Source organism: Peterkaempfera griseoplana, from assembly GCF_001418575.1.
In the GTDB taxonomy this organism is placed as follows: Bacteria; Actinomycetota; Actinomycetes; order Streptomycetales; family Streptomycetaceae; genus Peterkaempfera; species Peterkaempfera griseoplana.
Window position 1 is genome coordinate 1 of record NZ_LIQR01000767.1, and the last position, 2,027, is coordinate 2,027.

The 2,027-nt window shown below is 78.4% G+C and carries 2 protein-coding genes; one reads left to right on the plus strand and one right to left on the minus strand.

Annotated elements, in window-relative coordinates; all coding sequences use genetic code 11:
• A partial coding sequence (locus AOK09_RS36585) for an FUSC family protein (RefSeq protein ID WP_169797120.1) occupies nt 1-1,027 on the plus strand: 1,027 nt, incomplete at its 5' end.
• A 377-nt stretch (nt 1,028-1,404) separates the two neighbouring features.
• Here AOK09_RS36585 and AOK09_RS36590 read toward each other — a convergent pair.
• Nucleotides 1,405-2,027: mannosyltransferase YkcB-related protein (locus AOK09_RS36590; RefSeq protein WP_456153975.1), on the minus strand; the 623-nt coding region annotated here is incomplete at its 5' end.

Below are 2,027 nucleotides of genomic sequence, written 5' to 3' on the forward strand. Positions count from 1 at the left end.
GGCCCTGCACGACGCACTGCTGCACGCCGCCGAGGTCTTCGGCACCCCCGAGCGCTTCGCCGACGCACCACCCCGGCCCCCGCTGCGCCACCGCCCCGGCCTGCGCCGGGCCCTCGGCCCGGTCGGCCGCGAGTACGGACTGCGGGTCGCCCTGTGCATCGGCGCCTGCACCGCCGTCGCCCAGCTGCTCCGCCCCGAGCAGTGGTACTGGCTGCCCGTCACCGCGGCCTTCCTGGCCAAGCCCGACCTGGGACCGCTCTTCTCCCGGGCGGTCAACCGGCTGCTCGGCACCGGCGCCGGAGTCGGCCTGTACACCGCGCTGCACGCGCTGCTCCCGGGCACCGCGGGCCCGGTGGCCGCCGCCGCCCTGTGCGGGGCGCTGCTGCCCGTCGCCTGGCGGCACTTCGCCCTGCAGACCGCCGCCCTCACCCCGATCGTGCTCGCCTTCGCCGGACTGTCCGGCGCCCACGGCGCCCCGGGCAGCCGGCTGGTGGACACCGTCCTCGGCTGCCTGGTCGCCCTCGCCGCGGGACATCTGCCGCGCCTCGGCGCCCGCCGGGCCGCGGTCGCCGTCCCCTGGGCCGCGGCCCTGCACGCCGCCGAGGCCTACCTGGCCCAGGTGGTGGACGCACCCGGGGCACCCCGGGCCGACCGCCTGCGGCTGCGCCGCGCCGCCTACCGGGCCCTCGCCGAGGCCCGGACGGCGGTGGCACAGGCCGCCGCGGAACTGCCGCCGGCCGGAGTGCCCACCGGCGACTGGGCGCCGGCGGTCACCGCGATCGAGCGGCTGGTCGACGCCACCACCGCCTGCGCCGTACGCATCGAGCACGGCGGCCGCCCGGTGCCCCCTGCCGAGGCCCGCGCGCTCGCCGCCGCGCTGACCCGCCTCGCCGACGACGCCACCGCCCGCCGGCACCCCGGCGGCCCGGCGGTGCCCGACCCGGTCCGGCTCGGTGTCCGCTGCGCCACCCTCGCGGACGTGGCCGGCCAGCTGCACACCGTCCGCGCCCTCTCCCTGGCCGCGTAGCGCAGCGCCGGACAGTACCGCCCCGGCAGAGCGCGGAGAGTGGTCGACGTGGTGGCTCAGGCTCCGCCGGGCACGACCGCGTACGTCGAGGAGGTGAGCCCGGTGGACACGGCGGCAGGCCGCGGTTCCGGCACAGGGCATCCCGGAGGACTCGGACGCCGACGGGCCGCGCCCCCTGCCGTCGTGGTGCCCCCGGACCGGTGCCTGGCCCTGTGAGGGGGCTGCGGGCCGGCCGGGACGGGCCGTCGTTCGCAGTGGACCGCGCCCGTTCCTCATCCGGCGTCCGGGCCGAGCGCGGAGTGCGACGGGCGGGACACGGCGGAGGCCGTACGCCGCCCGGGGGTCCCGGGACATGGCGTACGGCCTCCGCCGGTGCATCAGTTCTTGCTGCGGGTGAGGTCGTAGACGGTGGTGCCGCCCACCGTGACGGTGGCGAAGTTCGCCTCGACCCAGCTGGTGATCTGGGAGGAGGTGCCGTTCCCGCCGCCGCCCATGCGGTCCCCCGCCAGGAACCAGTGGATCCGGCCCTGCTGCACCAGCTGCTTGAACCGGGCCGGCGAGGGGGCCGGGTCGGTGCCGTTGAAGCCTCCGACGGCCATCACCGGCTGCCCGGAGGCCAGTTGGTAACTGGCCGCGTTCTGGGAGCCGATGGTCGCGGCCGCCCAGGTGTAGCGGGAGGCGTCCTGCTTCAGCAGGGTGACCATGGCGCTGCTCACCGAGGTGCCGCCCAGCAGGCCGCCCATACCGCCGCCGCCCGTACCGCCGCGCATGCCGCCGCCTTCGCCGAGGAGGCGACCGGTGCCGCCGCCCGCGCCCTGCGGCATGCCGCCGGCGAAGCCGCCGGGGGCTCCGTTCTGGCCGTTCCGGGTCCGCTGCCCGTTCTGCGGCAGGCTGCCGCCGGGGAACCCCTGCCCGCCGGGGAACCCCTGACCGGCGCCCGGGAATCCCTGCCCGCCGCCGGGGAACCCCCGGCCTGCCTGCCCCGTGCGGCCGCCCGCGA